15 protein-coding genes are annotated in these 14,779 nt (G+C 66.4%); 1 reads left to right on the top strand and 14 read right to left on the bottom strand.

Translation table 11 applies throughout. The features are described from left to right. Window positions 1–15: 15 nt before the first annotated feature. Window positions 16–1,200 (bottom strand): glycosyltransferase family protein, encoded by a 1,185-nt coding sequence (locus SB4_RS02865; RefSeq protein WP_058751328.1) that lies wholly within the window; start codon window positions 1,198–1,200, stop codon window positions 16–18. Between the two features lie 80 nt (window positions 1,201–1,280). Then, entirely contained in the window at window positions 1,281–1,556 is a 276-nt protein-coding gene (locus SB4_RS02860; RefSeq protein ID WP_241488453.1) for an Hpt domain-containing protein, read from the bottom strand. A 121-nt stretch (window positions 1,557–1,677) separates the two neighbouring features. Here SB4_RS02860 and SB4_RS02855 point away from each other — a divergent pair, with 121 nt between their 5' ends. Then, a complete protein-coding gene (locus SB4_RS02855; protein WP_241488452.1) occupies window positions 1,678–3,999 on the top strand; it encodes a coiled-coil domain-containing protein in 2,322 nt (773 codons plus the stop codon). A 13-nt stretch (window positions 4,000–4,012) separates the two neighbouring features. Here the strand turns inward: SB4_RS02855 and SB4_RS20540 are convergent, their stop codons facing one another. The 12 genes from SB4_RS20540 to SB4_RS02800 form a co-directional block, all read right to left on the bottom strand. Next, window positions 4,013–4,108, bottom strand: coding sequence for a VOC family protein (locus tag SB4_RS20540; RefSeq protein ID WP_338112929.1), 96 nt, complete (start codon window positions 4,106–4,108; stop codon window positions 4,013–4,015). A gap of 2 nt (window positions 4,109–4,110) precedes the next feature. Then, complete coding sequence (locus SB4_RS02850) at window positions 4,111–4,383, bottom strand: VOC family protein (protein WP_206597979.1); 273 nt, start codon at window positions 4,381–4,383, stop codon at window positions 4,111–4,113. A 31-nt stretch (window positions 4,384–4,414) separates the two neighbouring features. Further along, window positions 4,415–5,140, bottom strand: a complete 726-nt coding sequence (locus SB4_RS02845; RefSeq protein ID WP_058751327.1) for a helix-turn-helix transcriptional regulator — start codon at window positions 5,138–5,140, stop codon at window positions 4,415–4,417. A gap of 1 nt (window position 5,141) precedes the next feature. Continuing rightward, a complete protein-coding gene (locus SB4_RS02840) occupies window positions 5,142–5,417 on the bottom strand; it encodes a DUF1467 family protein (protein WP_058733369.1) in 276 nt (91 codons plus the stop codon). A gap of 3 nt (window positions 5,418–5,420) precedes the next feature. Then, window positions 5,421–7,055 (bottom strand): ribonuclease J, encoded by a 1,635-nt coding sequence (locus SB4_RS02835; RefSeq protein WP_058751326.1) that lies wholly within the window; start codon window positions 7,053–7,055, stop codon window positions 5,421–5,423. 138 nt (window positions 7,056–7,193) lie between these two features. Then, window positions 7,194–7,976 carry a type III pantothenate kinase gene (locus SB4_RS02830; RefSeq protein WP_058751325.1) on the bottom strand — a complete coding sequence of 261 codons (783 nt, stop codon included), beginning with the start codon at window positions 7,974–7,976 and terminating at the stop codon, window positions 7,194–7,196. Window positions 7,977–7,985: 9 nt separating this feature from the next. Then, complete coding sequence (locus SB4_RS02825; RefSeq protein ID WP_058751324.1) at window positions 7,986–8,729, bottom strand: biotin--[acetyl-CoA-carboxylase] ligase; 744 nt, start codon at window positions 8,727–8,729, stop codon at window positions 7,986–7,988. Beyond that, on the bottom strand, window positions 8,696–10,159 hold the full coding sequence (nuoN, locus tag SB4_RS02820) for an NADH-quinone oxidoreductase subunit NuoN (RefSeq protein WP_058751323.1): 1,464 nt from the start codon (window positions 10,157–10,159) through the stop codon (window positions 8,696–8,698). The genes SB4_RS02825 and nuoN overlap by 34 nt, the downstream gene beginning before the upstream one ends. Then, window positions 10,159–11,709, bottom strand: coding sequence for an NADH-quinone oxidoreductase subunit M (locus SB4_RS02815; protein WP_058751322.1), 1,551 nt, complete (start codon window positions 11,707–11,709; stop codon window positions 10,159–10,161). The genes nuoN and SB4_RS02815 overlap by 1 nt, the downstream gene beginning before the upstream one ends. A gap of 7 nt (window positions 11,710–11,716) precedes the next feature. After that, a complete protein-coding gene (gene nuoL, locus SB4_RS02810) occupies window positions 11,717–13,831 on the bottom strand; it encodes an NADH-quinone oxidoreductase subunit L (RefSeq protein WP_153006029.1) in 2,115 nt (704 codons plus the stop codon). Next, complete coding sequence (gene nuoK, locus SB4_RS02805) at window positions 13,831–14,139, bottom strand: NADH-quinone oxidoreductase subunit NuoK (protein WP_007404079.1); 309 nt, start codon at window positions 14,137–14,139, stop codon at window positions 13,831–13,833. Before nuoK ends, nuoL begins: the two co-directional genes overlap by 1 nt. After that, the gene (locus tag SB4_RS02800; protein ID WP_007404217.1) at window positions 14,136–14,747 is read right to left on the bottom strand and encodes an NADH-quinone oxidoreductase subunit J; all 612 of its coding nucleotides are present in this window, start codon (window positions 14,745–14,747) and stop codon (window positions 14,136–14,138) included. Before SB4_RS02800 ends, nuoK begins: the two co-directional genes overlap by 4 nt. Window positions 14,748–14,779 lie beyond the last annotated feature (32 nt).

Genomic DNA, 14,779 nt, shown 5'->3' with positions numbered 1-14,779 from the left:
GACGTTAAAGCGACACTAAACTTGCGACCGCAATGTCTCGATTGCGGACGCCAAAGTGACGATCGCATAGACGCTCGCCAGGGCCAGTCCCCAGACGCCGGCCCCCAACAGGGTCATGGGCCAAAGGACCATCAGATAGGCAGGCGGGCTGGCCCACCAGCGCCGACGAAAGCGATACAGCCCCGCCCGTTCCGCCAGGCTGCCCAGGATCACCAGCATCAGCGCCAGGACCGGGGCGACTTCATCACCGCCCATCCGATATTGCTGCCACCCCAGTGCCGCGATGGCGAGCGCGGCCAGTCCCGCGATCGCTGCCGACTGGGCACGGGCCGCCCCCTGTTCGTCACGCAAGCCCGCCAGCGTCTCGCCCAGGCCCAGGCCCAGCATTCCCGCAACCGCCGCAAATAGGCCGAGCGCGGGGAAACCGAACAGGATCAGCACCAGACCCAACACGCCCAGTCCGACGCCCGCCCCCCCGGCAACATGTGCGGGCACGGCGCGCTCGACCAGGCGCGGCAAGGCGAGCCGCGCGACCGGCGCCAGGACATAGCGATCGAACCAGCTGCGCCGTCCCGACACCAACCGGGCCACGACCGCGCGGCCACGCACGTCCAGCGTCTCGGCGCGGTGCACGATGCCGTGCCCCGCCTTCTCGGCATCGGCGGGCAGCAGGATATGCGTTGCACGGGCCTGCGCCGCCATTCGCAACAGGGTGGATTGCAGGTCATAGTCTCGCGGCAACGCGGCGACCTCGGCCACCCGGCGCGGATCGAGCCGGGCGACCCCGGCCCAGGCCATGTGCCCGCCCACCCGCTCCAGCCCCGGTTCGGCCGCCGCCTCGGGCAACACGATCAGCGCGTCATGCCCGGTGTCTCGCAGGACCATCGCGATCGTGTCCTCGGTGGTGATCAGCCCGTCGGCCAGCACCACCAGCCGCGACAGCGGATGCAGCTTCTCGGCCGCCTCGACCGCACTGCGCACCGTATCGACCACGACCCCGCGCTGGGCGATGCGCGCGATGGCGCCCAGCAACTCGGGGGTCAGCCGGGCGACGACGATGATGATCTGCGCCGCCCCCGCCGCCATCAGCAGCCGCGCCTGATACTCGATCAGGGTGACGCCTGCGAACGGCAAGGTGGCCGTCAACCGCCCGGGGCGGTCGTCGGCGTCGTCAATCGCGAAAAGAAGACCGGACAGCATGGCGTGCTGTTAGGCGCTTGCCGCCCGCCATGCCAGCCCCGTGCGTCCGAAGCGGTCGCCCGCCCCGGCCCAGCCACCGTTCAGAGCCGGGCAACGACCTCGGCGATCTTGTCCAACAGCGCGGGGTCGCGGGTGTCGCGGTCCGCGGCCTGCCCGGCCAGGGTCATCAGCGGCAACGCATTGACGCTGGCGGCCAAGCCCTTGAGTCGCAAGGACGCTTCGCGCCATTCCTGGCCGTCCCCGGCTAGGCGCATCGACTCCAGCGCGCGCGTCACGCCCTCGACGAACGCGCAGCGCAAATCCTGGATGACGGCCGGTTCATCACCGGCCACCGCCGCCAGGGCAGAGTCCATCATACCGTGCTCATAAGTCATGCGCTCCCCCCTAAACCGGGAGAGGCGATGCACGGAATAGCGCAATTCGCTTTCTGCGACGAACAAACGTGATAAACCGACCCATTGTGACACGGGGGCTCAGATGATCGTGGATTTGCGCGCGGAGCGTCAGGACAGGTCGGACATGCCGGACGTGGATGCCGAGCAGGCGGCCTATCCCGCGCCATTCCCGGCCGATGAAGCCGCGCCGTCGCCGCTCCCCCTCGCCGACAGTCCGTGGCTGGACGAAGGCGCCGATCCCGCCGAGCCGACGCCGCCCGCGCGCGCGCCGATGATCCTGGCCATCGCGGCGGCGCTGGTCTGGGCCGGAGCGGTGCTGGGTTGGGGGCTGAGCCGCACGTCCGAATTGTCGCCCGCCACGCTGGCACCGCTCGTCACCATGGCGCTGGCCGGACCGATGCTGATCGCCATCCTCTGGCTGATCGTGCAGCGGACCAGCCGCGCGGAACAGCGCCGCTTCGCCATGACCGCGCACGACATGCGGATCGAAGCGATGGCGCTGGAGCGCGCGGTCGAGGCGATCGGCCAGGCGCTGGCCGCGAACCGCTCCGAATTGTCGGCCCAGGCGGTTGCCCTGTCTGAAATGGCGCAGGCGGCCGAAACCCGTTTCAACACCATCGCCCGCGATCTGGCCGACGATATCCAGATGGTCGAGGCGCATGGCCGGACGCTAGCCGAGATCGCCGGGACCAGCCAGGCAAGCCTGACCCAGTTGCTGGACGCCCTACCCCGCGCGGCGGACGAGGTCGGCGAGGCGAGCGATCGGATGGCAGAGGCGGCCCGCTCGGCGGAAAGCCATGCGGCGGCGCTCGACGCGCAGTTCGTGGCGCTCGGCCGGCGCGGACAGGACGCCGACACGATCGCCAGCGGTGCGGCGCTGCGGCTTGCCACCCATATCGAACAGATGGAGGCGACCAGCCGGACCGCCAGCGAGCATCTGGAAAACGTCACCGCCAATGTCGCGGTCACCATCGACGAACTGCTCGACCGCACGGCGGAGGCGATCGACCAGTCGCGCAAGGGTATCGCAGCGCAGGGCGAGGCGATGCTGGCGATGGTCAGCGCCAACCAGGCCGCGCTCGACAACGCCGCCCGCAACAGTGCCGACGCGCTGGCCGAACGGATCACCACGGTCGACGGTGCGGTAACGCGGCTGACCGGCGAGTTGGAGGCGCAGCGTATCGCGGGCGAGGCGATGATCGACACGCTCGACACCGCGCTGGACCGAGTGGAGGCACGGATCGCCGTGCTCCATTCCCAGGGGACCGAGAAGTCGCAGATGCTCGCCGCCTCGATCAGCGCGCTCGGCGGCTCGGCGGATGCGATGACCGGCGCGCTGGAGGCGGGCGAGACCATGGCCAACCGCGTCATCGGCACTACCGAGACGCTGCTCATCGCCCTAGATGCCGCCGCGCGCGAGATCGACGAGACCCTGCCCGAGGCGCTGGGCCGGCTCGACCAGCGGATGCATGCCAGCCACGAGGTCGTGGTGCAGACCAAGCCCGAACTGCTCGCACTGGTCGCCGCGGCGGAGAGCACGCATGAGGCGATCGAGGCCATTGCCGATGTCATCGCCGAACAGCGCCAGACACTGGAGACGCTGTCCGGCTCGCTGATCGAAACGCTGACCAGCGGTCGGGCGAAAGCCGATGCACTAGGCATGATGGTCGACGAGACGATCGACCGCACCCATCGCTTCGCCGACGAAGCCGCGCCCAAGCTGGTCGATGCGCTGCTGCATGTGCGCGAAACCGCCGCGACCGCCGCCGAAAAGGCGCGCGAGACGCTGGCCGAGGTCATTCCCCAGGCCGCCCAGGCGCTGGAACAGGCGAGCGCCGAGGCGATGCGCCGCGCCACCGGCGACACGGTCGAGCGACAGGTTCACGCCATCATCGACGCGACCCAAGGCGCGGTCGAGGCCGCGACCCGCGCGACCGAGCGGCTGGCGCGCCAGGCCGACCTGATCGTCGAGAAGACGGGACTCGTCGAAGCTCGGATCGAAGACGCCCGGACCGAACGCGAAGAGGCCGACCGCGACAATTTCGCACGTCGGGCCTCTCTGCTGGTCGAATCGCTCAACTCCGCGTCGATCGACATCACCAAGATTTATGCGCCCGAGGTCACCGACAGCGCCTGGGCCGCCTATCTCAAGGGGGATCGCGGTGTCTTCACCCGGCGCGCGGTGCGCATCCTAGACTCGCATCAGGCGCGCGACATCGCCGACCTGTATGACGACGATGCGAAGTTCCGCGACCATGTGAACCGCTACATCCATGATTTTGAAGCGATGCTGCGCGGCGTGCTCGCCCAGCGCGACGGATCGCCGCTGGGCGTGACGCTGCTCTCCTCGGACATGGGCAAGCTCTATGTCGCACTGGCCCAGGCGATCGAGCGGTTGCGGTGACTCGCTACGGCGCTCAGCCGTTCAGCGCATAGACCCGCACCCGATGCCCGTCGGGATCGAGCGCGACAAAGCTTCGCCCGAAGGGTCGGTCCGTGGGCGGCATCAGCATCGTCACACCTTGCGCACCCATTCGGCGTAACGAGCATCCACTCCCTCGCGGCGGTTCTGCTTGAGCCCGATCTCGATGCTCCCCGTGGGACTGTCGGAGGGCGGATCGATCACGTCACGCTGCCAGAGTCCCAGTGCATGGCCGGGCGACAGGGCGAACAGGGCAAAGGCGTCGCTGACATCCAGCGGCTCACGGCCTAGAATTTGACGGTAGAATTCCGCGCTGGCGGCCGTATCGGCGACGTGCAGCAGGATCGTTGTTTCCGGACAGGTCATGGCATAGCTCCTTGGTTCGAGAAGCCTTTGCCTATGCGAGGCCCGCGTCAGTTTCCGTCAGCAGGAAGCGCTCCAGCGGAAGGTCGTTCGCCTCTCGCCATTCGTGCAGTAGCACCGCGCGGCGACGCGGATAGCGCCCCTCCAGAACGCGCGCCGCAACGATCCGGTCGATGCGAAACGTCCGATAGTCGCTCCGCAACTCGCACCAGCCGAGCAGGACATCCGCCCTGTAGAACAAGGCGATCGCAAACGGCCAGACGATCCGTTCGGAAGGCTGCCCCTCCGCATCGCGGTATATCAGCGACAGGCGTCGCTCGCTGCGGATCGCCGCGCGCAAGGGGGCCGGATCGACCTTTGCCTCATAAGGCTCGGCGTGCGGGCCGATAAACAAATGGGTGCCGCGCATCGCCTCGGCCTGTTCCGGCGTCATCGCGCGCATGATCCGCGCGGCAGCACTACGCGCCGCCTGCCCCATCGCCGGGTCCGCCCGCTCGGCGACCATGCGCGCTCCCAGGACCAGCGCTTCGACCTCCTCGACGGGGAAGCTCATCGGCGGCAGCATGAAACCGGGCTTCAGGCGATATCCCACCCCTGCCCCGCCCTCGACATCCGCACCCATCGCCTGAAGCGTCGCGATATCGCGGTACAGCGTACGAAGCGAGATACCGAGCCGCTCGGCCAGATGCCGCCCGGACACGACGCCGCTCTGGCGGTGGAGCAGATGAAGCAGATCGAACAGGCGGGACGCACGCGCCACGTCAGACGCCCCGGCTTACCCCGCTCCAGTCGAGCATGTCGGCGGTGATCCAGCCATAGACATAGTTCAGATAGAACAGCACGAACATCACCGTCGCGACGATCGTCGTGCGAACGAAGAAGCGCCCGATCAGGAAGACGTGCGGCGCACTCTCGGCGGTGCCGGGGATATGCTCGGCACCGACCTCGTGCGTGGTCCTGACCCCGAAGGGCAGGACCAGGAACACGGCGAGGAACCAGAACAGGACGTAGATCGCGAGGGCCGACGTCCAGTGCATGGCTTAGCCCTCGATCAGCAGGACGTCGACGATCGGCTTCTTGCCGGTCCAGCGCGTCGCGACCTTGCGCACCGACAGGCGGATATCCTCGCGCAGCTTGTCGGTGTTGCGGCGCGGGCCGTCCACCGCCTTGGCGGCGGCGGCAATGGCCTCGGCGATGAAGGCATCGCGTTCGTCCTCGACCGGCACGCCCTGCACCCGGACCTGCGGGCTGCCAACCAGCCGCCCCTTGGCGACCGCGACACCGACCGAAATCTGGCCGTTGATCGCCAGCTTGCGCCGCTCGTTCATCGTCGAGCCGTCCGAGGGCAGGATCACGTCACCGTCCAGGACCAGCCGCCCGACCGGCGCCTGACCGATCTTGGTCGCATTGCCGGGCAGCAGGCGGACGATGTCGCCGTCCGACTGGACCAGCGTCGCGGGCACGCCCTGCGTCGTCGCAAAGCGGGCATGTTCCATCATGTGCCGCATCTCGCCGTGGACGGGCATCAACGTGCGCGGACGCAACCACTTGTACATCTGCGCCAGTTCGGGCTGGCCGGGATGGCCCGAGACATGGACATGCGCCTGCCGCTCGGTGACCATGCGGACGCCCTTGCCCGCCAGGATGTTCTGGATACGGCCGACCGCCGTCTCGTTGCCCGGAATCTGGCGTGCCGAGAAGATCACCGTGTCGCCAGTGTCGAGCCGGATCGTATGGCTGCCCTCCGCGATGCGCGACAGCGCCGCGCGCGGCTCGCCCTGGCCGCCGGTCGCGACGATCAGCACGCGGTCCTTCGGGAGTCGCATCGCGGTTTCGGGATCGACCGTCTCGGGGAAGCCCTTGAAGTAGCCACAGGCCTTGCCGACCTTCAGGATCCGGTCGAGCGAGCGGCCGGTGACGCACAGCTTGCGGCCCGTTTCCTTCGCGACCTCGCCCAGCGTCACCAGACGCGCGGCGTTGGAGGCGAAGGTGGTCACGACGACGCGCCCCTTGGCCTTGGCGACCGTCTCGGCGATGCCGGGGCGCACGCTGGCTTCCGAGCCCGAGGCTTCGGTGTTGAAGGCGTTGGTCGAGTCGCACACCAGCACGTCGACGCCCATGTCGCCGATCGACGACAGTTGCGCCGGGCTGGCGGGCTTGCCGATGACCGGGGTCTGGTCGAGCTTCCAGTCGCCGGTATGGAAGACACGGCCGACCGCGGTCTCGATCAGCAGTGCATTGGCCTCGGGAATCGAGTGCGACAGCGGCACGAAGGTGAAGTCGAACGGGCCGACCTCGAACGTCTTGCCCGTCTCCATCACGCGCAGCTTGACGCGGTTGGCGCTGCCCTCTTCCTCCAGCTTGCCGCGGACGAGCCCGGCGGTGAAGGCGGTGGCATAGATCGGCACGCCCAGGTCTTCGGCCAGATAGGGCAGCGCGCCGATATGGTCTTCGTGGCCATGGGTCAGCACGATGCCGACCAGATCGTCCAGACGATCCTCGATGAAGCTGAGGTCGGGCAGGATCACGTCGATGCCGGGATAGGCCGGATCGGCAAAGGTGATGCCACAATCGACCATCACCCACTTACCTTCGGTGCCGTACAGGTTCACGTTCATGCCGATTTCGCCCGATCCACCGAGCGCGCAGAACAGCAATTCTTTCTTGGGAGTCATTCACTTCCTGACAATGGAAGCCCCTCCCCGCTGCAAGCGAGGTCCAGGGGCATTAGGTTTTGCGCCGGTCAGGGCGCGGTCATTCTTTCGCGGATACGGACGCCCTGCGGCTTTTCGCGGGCTGTCCGATCCGAAACTTCAGTTCGCAATATGGGCGCGTTCCCACAGGATCGCCAGCCCCTGAATGGTCAGGTCGGGCTCGATATGGTCGAAAACATCGGTGTGAGGGCTCAAAAGCGCCGCCAATCCGCCGGTCGCCAGCACTTTCACCGGGCGACCGACCTGCGCCTTCAGCCGCGCGACCAGCCCCTCGATCATCGCAACATAGCCCCAGAAGATGCCGATATGCATCTGGTCGACCGTGTTGCGGCCGATGACGCTGCGGCTTTCCGGGGCCTCGATCGCGATGCGGGGCAGCTTGGCGGCGGCCGTCACCAGCGCATCGAGCGACAGGTTGATGCCCGGCGCGATGATCCCGCCCTTATACGCGCCCTGATAGTCGCTGATGTCGAAGGTCGTCGCGGTGCCGAAGTCGATCGTGATGAGGTCACCGGGATAGAGCGCATGCGCCGCGATCGTGTTGACCGCCCGGTCCGCGCCCAGCGAGGCGGGTTCGTCGACGTCGATGGCGATCCCCCACTCCACCGGCGCGCGTCCGGCGATCAGCGGGTCGACCTTGAAATATTTCTGCGCCAGCACCTGAAGATTGTGGAGCGCGCGCGGCACGACGGTGGCGATGATGACGCCGGTCACGTCCTCGCGCGCATAGCCTTCCAGCGCGAGCAGCTGGCTCAGCCACACCGCATATTCGTCGCCCGTGCGGCGCGGGTCGGTCGCGATGCGCCAGCGGCCCTTGATCGTCCGCCCGTCGAGCAGCGCGAAGACCACGTTCGTGTTCCCGGCATCGATGGCAAGCAGCATGAAAGTCCCTCAGACCAGGAAGATATCGCCAGCATGGATGACATGCGCCGAGCCGTCCGCCAAGCCGAGCCGAAGCGCGCCGTCGCTCGCCAAACCATCGAAGGTGCCGGTCAGCACCTGCCCATCGGGCAGTCTGGCGGTGAGCGGGGTGCCGCGCGGATGCGCGCGCGCTTCCCAGCGTGCGATGACGGCGGCCAGCCCCTGCGTCCGCCAGATCGCGACCCAGCGGGTCATCGCATCGGCAAGGAGCGCCTGCATTTCCGCGGGCGGGACAGCGACGCCATGATCGCCCAGCGCGGTCGTGGCGCGATCGGATAGCTGCGGGGCCGACGCCAGATTGATCCCCATGCCGATGACGATCGCATCGCCGGTGCGCTCCAACAGAATACCCGACAGTTTCGCACCGTCGATCAACAGGTCATTGGGCCATTTGAGCGCCAGGCGCGCGCCGATATCGGGCAGGCAGGCGCGAACCGCCTCTTCGATCGCCACCGCCGCGACCAGCGCCAGCGTGGCCGCCATCGGATCGCCGGGGCGCAGCCGTACCAGGGTCGATCCATAGAAGTTGCCGGATGGCGAGGACCAGTCCCGCCCTTGGCGTCCGCGCCCCGCCGTCTGGCGGTCGGCGCGGAGCCAAAGGCCGTCTTCGCCGCCCGCTTCCGCAAGCTGGCGAAGATCGGCATTGGTCGATCCCGTTTCCGGGACGTGGAGCAATCGGCTCAGAACAGCGCCCGTGCCGCCGCCAGCGACCATGCGCCGAGCAGCGGGATCGCCAGATAGCCGACCGGCGATACGAACAGCGCCGACAGCGCGATCAGGCCGCTCTCGACCGGTTCGGCCTCGGTATTGGCCCAGGAGCCGACCGGCTCGTCGAAGAACATCGTCTTGACGATGCGCAGATAGTAGAAGGCACCGATCACCGAGGCGACGACACCGATCACTGCCAGGGGGAACAGGCCCGCCGCGACCGCCGCATTGAACACCGCGAACTTGGCATAGAAGCCGAGCAGCGGCGGAATGCCCGCGACCGAGAACATAAAGAAGGCCATCGCCCAGGCCAGGCCCGGACGCGTGCGCGACAGACCCGACAGGCTGGCGATCGACTCCAGCGGGTTGCCATTCTCGTCACGCATACGGATGACGATCAGGAACGCACCCAGCGTCATGATGACATAGATGGTCAGATAGGTCAGCACCGCCGCGACACCCTGTGCCGTACCCGCCGCCAGACCGATGAGCGCGAAACCGACATTGTTGATCGACGAGTAAGCGAGCAGCCGCTTGATGTTGGTCTGCCCGATCGCCGCAACCGCACCCAGGATGATCGACGCCAGCGCGGCGAAGGTCACGATCTGCTGCCACTGCTGCGCGGCCGAACCCATCGCCTCGACGGCGACACGTACCGCCAGCGCCATCGCCGCGACCTTGGGGGCCGAGGCAAAGAAGGCCGTCACCGGGGTCGGCGCGCCTTCATAGACGTCCGGGGTCCACATGTGGAACGGCACCGCGGACATCTTGAACGCGAGACCGGCGAACACGAACACCAGACCGAACATCAGGCCCAGCGAGCGCGTGCCAGCGGCGGCATCACGACCATAGGCCAGGGCGATCTGGGCGAAGTCGGTCGAACCCGAGAAGCCGTAAACCAGCGAGATGCCGTAAAGCAGAATGCCCGAGGCGAGCGCGCCGAGGACGAAATACTTTAGGCCCGCTTCGGCCGAACGACCGTCGCGACGCATGAAGCTCGCCAGCACATAGGCCGACAGGCTCTGCAGTTCGAGACCGACATACAGCGTCAGCAGATCGCCCGCCGACACCATCATGCCCATGCCGACCGACGAGAGCAGCATCAGGATGGGATATTCGGGACGCAGATCCTCACCCGGCGAGCGGGCGAAGAAGCGCGGCGCCATGATGATCGCCACCGCGGTCGCCAGATAGATCAGGACCTTGGCGAAACCGGCAAAGGCGTCGGCGCGGTACAGACCGCCAAAGGCGAGCCCGCCCGTGGTCGCCGGACCGGCCAGCGCGACCATCGCCCCCGCCAGTACGAACACCGCCGCGATCGAGATGCCGCGCGTGGCGTTCGTTCCGCCCCAGGCAGCGACGAGCATCAGCGCGATCGCGCCGAGGGTCAGCACCAGCTCGGGCAGGACCATCAAAAGGTTCAACGAATAGCTCATCAGTGCGCCTCCCCGTGCGCAGCTTGGTGCTCAGGGGCATGGGTGGTGGCGAGCGCGGGGTTACCGGCGGTCGGACGGCTGTCCGAACCGGGATTCGCCCGGTCGATCCGCTGGAGCAGAACCTGCACATCCTTGCGCATCGGCGCCAGGAAGCTCTCCGGATAGACACCCATCCACAGCGTCACCGCCGCAATCGGGGCAAGTAGCCACAGCTCACGGCTCGACAGGTCCGGCATGGCCGCCACCTCGTCCGACTTGATCTCGCCATAGGCGACCCGCCGGTAGAGATAGAGCATATACGCCGCACCCAGGATGATGCCGGTGGTGCAGAGCAGCGCGGTCCAGGTCGACACCTGATAGGTGCCCATCAGCGACAGGAACTCGGCGACGAAGCCGCTGGTGCCCGGTAGACCGATCGACGCCATGGTGAAGAACAGGAACAGCACGGCATATTTGGGCATGTTGATCGACAGGCCGCCGTAACGCGCGATCTCACGGGTGTGCAGACGATCATAGATGACGCCGACGCACAGGAAGAGCGCGCCCGACACCAGACCGTGGCTGAGCATCATGATCATCGCGCCCTCGATGCCCTGCTGGTTGAAGGCATAAAGGCCGATGGTCACGATCGCCATGTGCGCGACCGACGAATAGGCGATCAGCTTCTTCATGTCGGACTGCACCAGCGCGACCAGCGAGGCATAGATCACCGCGACCGCCGACAGGCCGAAGATCAGCCAGGTCAGCTGGCCGCTCGCCTCCGGGAACATCGGCAGCAGGAAGCGCAGGAAGCCGTAACCGCCAAGCTTCAGCAGCACGCCCGCCAGGATGACGGAACCCGCCGTCGGCGCCTGCACGTGCGCGTCGGGAAGCCAGGTGTGGACCGGCCACATCGGCATCTTGACCGCGAACGAGGCGAAGAAGGCGATCCACAACCAGGTCTGGACCGAGGCCGGGAAGTCATAGGCGAGAAGCGCCGGGATCGAGGTCGTGCCCGCCGTGCGTGCCATATAGAGCATCGCGACGAACATCAGCAGCGAGCCGAGCAGCGTGTACAGGAAGAACTTGTACGACGCGTAGATGCGGTTCGCCCCGCCCCAGATACCGATGATCAGATACATCGGGATCAAACCAGCCTCGAAGAAGACGTAGAAGAGGAACAGGTCCTGCGCCGCGAAGGTGCCGATCATCAGCACTTCGGTGAACAGGAACAGGCCCATATATTCCGGGACCCGCTTGTCGATCGCGCGCCAGCTGGCGCCGATGCAGATCGGCATCAGGAACACGCTGAGCATGATCAGCAGCAGCGCGAAACCATCGATGCCGAGCGACCAGCCGAACGGGCCGAAGATGCCGGGGGCATGTTCGACGAACTGCCACTGGGCGCCGCCCACATCGAACTGCGTCCAGAGCACGATGCCCAGGGCGAAATCGATCAGCGTGGCGGCGAGCGCCAGCAGGCGAGCCCCCTGCGCGGAGAGGAAAAGGCAGGCGATCGCGGCAACAGCCGGGACCGCCAGCATGACGGAGAGGATCGGGAAGCCCTGCATCACGCGATCAACCCAAAATGGCCCAGGTGACGGCCGCGGTCAGGCCGATCAACATGACGAAGGCATAGCTGTAGAGGTATCCCGTCTGGAAGCGCGCCGCACCCTTGCTGCCGAGCTGGACGAGCCAGGCGACACCATTGGGGCCGAAGCGGTCGATCGTCTTCTCGTCGCCACGGTGCCACAGCAACCGGCCGATCGCGAAGGCGGGGCGCACGAAGAGGAAATGGTAGATCTCGTCGAAATACCATTTGTTGAGGAGGAAGCGGTACAGGATGCGGAACTGGTCCGCGAACTTGGCCGGAAACTCCGGGGCACGGATATAGGTCAGATACGCGGTCAGCAGACCGAGCAGCATCACCACCGTCGCCGACAGCTTCACCCAAACCGGCACGCCGTGCATCGAGTGCATCAGATGCTCGTTGAAGGCGATCGCGCCCTTCCAATAGCTTTCGCCCGCTTCCGGCTCGATGAACCAGCCATGGAAGACGAAGCCCGCCGCGATCGCACCGATCGACAGGACGATCAGCGGGATCAGCATGACCAGCGGGCTCTCATGCGGATGATAACCGCCGGTGCCTTCCGGCACATCGTGATGACCCGCGTCGTGGGTATGCGGCTCGTGACCGGCATCTTCCGAATGCGCGTCGTTGTGATGCGCATCATGAGCGTGGCCGTGCGTATGATCGTCATGGCCGTGGCCGTGCGCGTCATGGATCGCGTGCTGGATATGCTCCGACCCGGTCCAGCGCGGCTTGCCCCAGAAGGTCAGGAACATCAGGCGCCACGAATAGAAGCTGGTCAGCAGCGCGGCGATCACGCCCGCCCAGAAGGCAAAGCCCGAACCACCCGCATAGGCGACTTCGATGATCGCGTCCTTCGAATGGAAGCCCGCGAAGCCGAACGCCATCGGATTGCCGAACAGAGCCGGGATACCGACGCCGGTGATCGCCAGCGTGCCCATCATCATCGCCCAGAAGGTGAGCGGGATATGACGACGCAGGCCGCCATAATAGCGCATGTCCTGCTCATGGTGCATGGCATGGATCACCGAGCCCGCACCCAGGAACAGCAGCGCCTTGAAGAAGGCGTGCGTGAACAGGTGGAACATCGCCGCACCATAGGCGCCGACGCCGGCCGCGAAGAACATGTAGCCGAGCTGCGAACAGGTCGAATAGGCGATGACGCGCTTGATGTCGGTCTGCACCGTGCCGACGGTCGCGGCAAAGAAGCAGGTGCACGCACCGATTACGGTGATGACACCCAGAGCGGTCGGCGAGGTTTCGAACATCGGCGACAGGCGGCACACCATGAACACGCCCGCGGTGACCATCGTCGCCGCGTGGATCAGCGCCGAAACCGGGGTCGGGCCTTCCATCGCGTCCGGCAGCCAGGTGTGGAGGCCGAGTTGCGCCGACTTGCCCATCGCGCCGACGAACAGCAGCAGGCAGAGCACGGTCATCGTGTCGAACCGATAGCCCAGGAAGCCGATGGTCGAGCCCGCCATGCCGGGGGCCGCCGCCAGGATCGCCGGGATCGAGACGGTCCCGAACACCAGGAAGGTGCCGAAGATACCGAGCATGAAACCGAGGTCGCCAACGCGGTTGACGACAAACGCCTTGATCGCAGCCGCATTGGCCGAGGGCTTACGGAACCAGAAGCCGATCAGCAGGTAGGACGCGAGACCCACGCCTTCCCAGCCGAAGAACATCTGGACCAGATTGTCCGCCGTCACCAGCATCAGCATCGCGAAGGTGAAGAGGCAAAGATAGGCGAAGAAGCGCGGCTGATCCGGCTCCTCGCTCATATAGCCCCAGCTGTAGAGGTGGACGAGCGCCGAGACGCTGGTGATGACCACCAGCATGATCGCGGTCAGCGAGTCGACGCGCAGCGCCCAGTCGACCGACATGGCCCCGCTGGTGATCCAGTGGAGCACCGGCGTCACCGTCGCGACATTATGGCCCGCCAGATAGCCGATGAAGATCGGCCATGAGAGAGCACAGGAGATGAACAGCGCGCCGGTCGTGACGACCTTGGCGGGCACGTTCCCGATGGCCTTGTTGCCGAACCCCGCAATGGCGGCGGCCAGCAACGGCAGGAAGACGATAGCGAGGATCAACCCGATTACCCCTTCATCCGGTTGACGTCGTCGACCGCGATGGTGCCGCGGCCACGGAAATAGATGACCAGGATCGCCAGACCGATCGCCGATTCACCGGCGGCCACGGTCAGCACGAACATGGCGAAGACCTGCCCCACCAGATCCTGAAGCGCGGCCGAGAAGGCGACGAGGTTCAGGTTCACGGCGAGCAGGATGAGCTCGATCGCCATGAGGATGACGATCAGGTTCTTCCGGTTCAGGAAGATACCCAGCACCCCCATGGTGAACAGGATCGCTGCAACGACCAGATAATGGACGAGACCGATCGTCACAGTTCCACCCCCTGCCCGATGGGCTGATTGATGTTGCGGATCGCCTCATGCGGCTGACGCGCATTCTGCTTGGCGATGTTCTGCGGACGGACGCCGCCGCGCTTGCGATGGGTCAGCACGATCGCGCCGATCATTGCGACGAGCAGGACCAGGCCCGCACCCTCGAAGATGAACAGATAGCGCGTGTAGAGCAGGTTGCCGATCGCCTGGATGTTGGACACCTCCGGCGCGATCGGGGCCGCACGAGCCGCCAGCTGCACGCCGCCGACGCTCCACGCCTGGAACGCGATGATGACCTCGGCCAGCAGGGCGACGGCCAGCGCCAGCCCCAGCGGCAGATAGCGCGCAAAGCCCGCCCGCATCGCCGCGACCTCGATATCGAGCATCATGACGACGAAGAGGAACAAGACCGCGACCGCGCCCACATACACGATGACCAGCAGCATCGCGATGAACTCGGCCCCGCACAGCACCATGAGGCCCGCAGCGTTGAAGAACGCCAGGATCAGCCACATGACCGAGTGCACCGGATTGCGCGACGCGATCGTGAGCCCTGCGGACACGATCACCACGGTCGCGAAAATATAGAAGGCGATAGCCTGTATCACTGCCTGTCAGGCCCCTTTTCTGTCCGCCCCGA

The organism is Sphingomonas sanguinis, from assembly GCF_001476905.1.
GTDB classification, from domain to species: Bacteria; Pseudomonadota; Alphaproteobacteria; order Sphingomonadales; family Sphingomonadaceae; genus Sphingomonas; species Sphingomonas sanguinis_B.
This window is presented reverse-complemented; position numbering and strand designations above follow the sequence as displayed.

What these genes read in the sequence shown, in the direction of transcription:
- SB4_RS02830 (WP_058751325.1), bottom strand. Translation starts at nt 7,976, where the DNA reads ATGCTGCTTGCCATCGATGCCGGGAACACGAACGTGGTCTTCGCGCTG.
- SB4_RS02840 (WP_058733369.1), bottom strand. Translation starts at nt 5,417, where the DNA reads ATGCACTGGACGTCGGCCCTCGCGATCTACGTCCTGTTCTGGTTCCTC.
- SB4_RS02815 (WP_058751322.1), bottom strand. Translation starts at nt 11,709, where the DNA reads ATGCAGGGCTTCCCGATCCTCTCCGTCATGCTGGCGGTCCCGGCTGTT.
- SB4_RS02865 (WP_058751328.1), bottom strand. Translation starts at nt 1,200, where the DNA reads ATGCTGTCCGGTCTTCTTTTCGCGATTGACGACGCCGACGACCGCCCC.
- SB4_RS02860 (WP_241488453.1), bottom strand. Translation starts at nt 1,556, where the DNA reads ATGATGGACTCTGCCCTGGCGGCGGTGGCCGGTGATGAACCGGCCGTC.
- SB4_RS02835 (WP_058751326.1), bottom strand. Translation starts at nt 7,055, where the DNA reads ATGACTCCCAAGAAAGAATTGCTGTTCTGCGCGCTCGGTGGATCGGGC.
- SB4_RS02825 (WP_058751324.1), bottom strand. Translation starts at nt 8,729, where the DNA reads ATGGTCGCTGGCGGCGGCACGGGCGCTGTTCTGAGCCGATTGCTCCAC.
- SB4_RS02855 (WP_241488452.1), top strand. Translation starts at nt 1,678, where the DNA reads ATGATCGTGGATTTGCGCGCGGAGCGTCAGGACAGGTCGGACATGCCG.
- nuoN (WP_058751323.1), bottom strand. Translation starts at nt 10,159, where the DNA reads ATGAGCTATTCGTTGAACCTTTTGATGGTCCTGCCCGAGCTGGTGCTG.
- SB4_RS20540 (WP_338112929.1), bottom strand. Translation starts at nt 4,108, where the DNA reads ATGCTGATGCCGCCCACGGACCGACCCTTCGGGCGAAGCTTTGTCGCG.
- SB4_RS02850 (WP_206597979.1), bottom strand. Translation starts at nt 4,383, where the DNA reads ATGACCTGTCCGGAAACAACGATCCTGCTGCACGTCGCCGATACGGCC.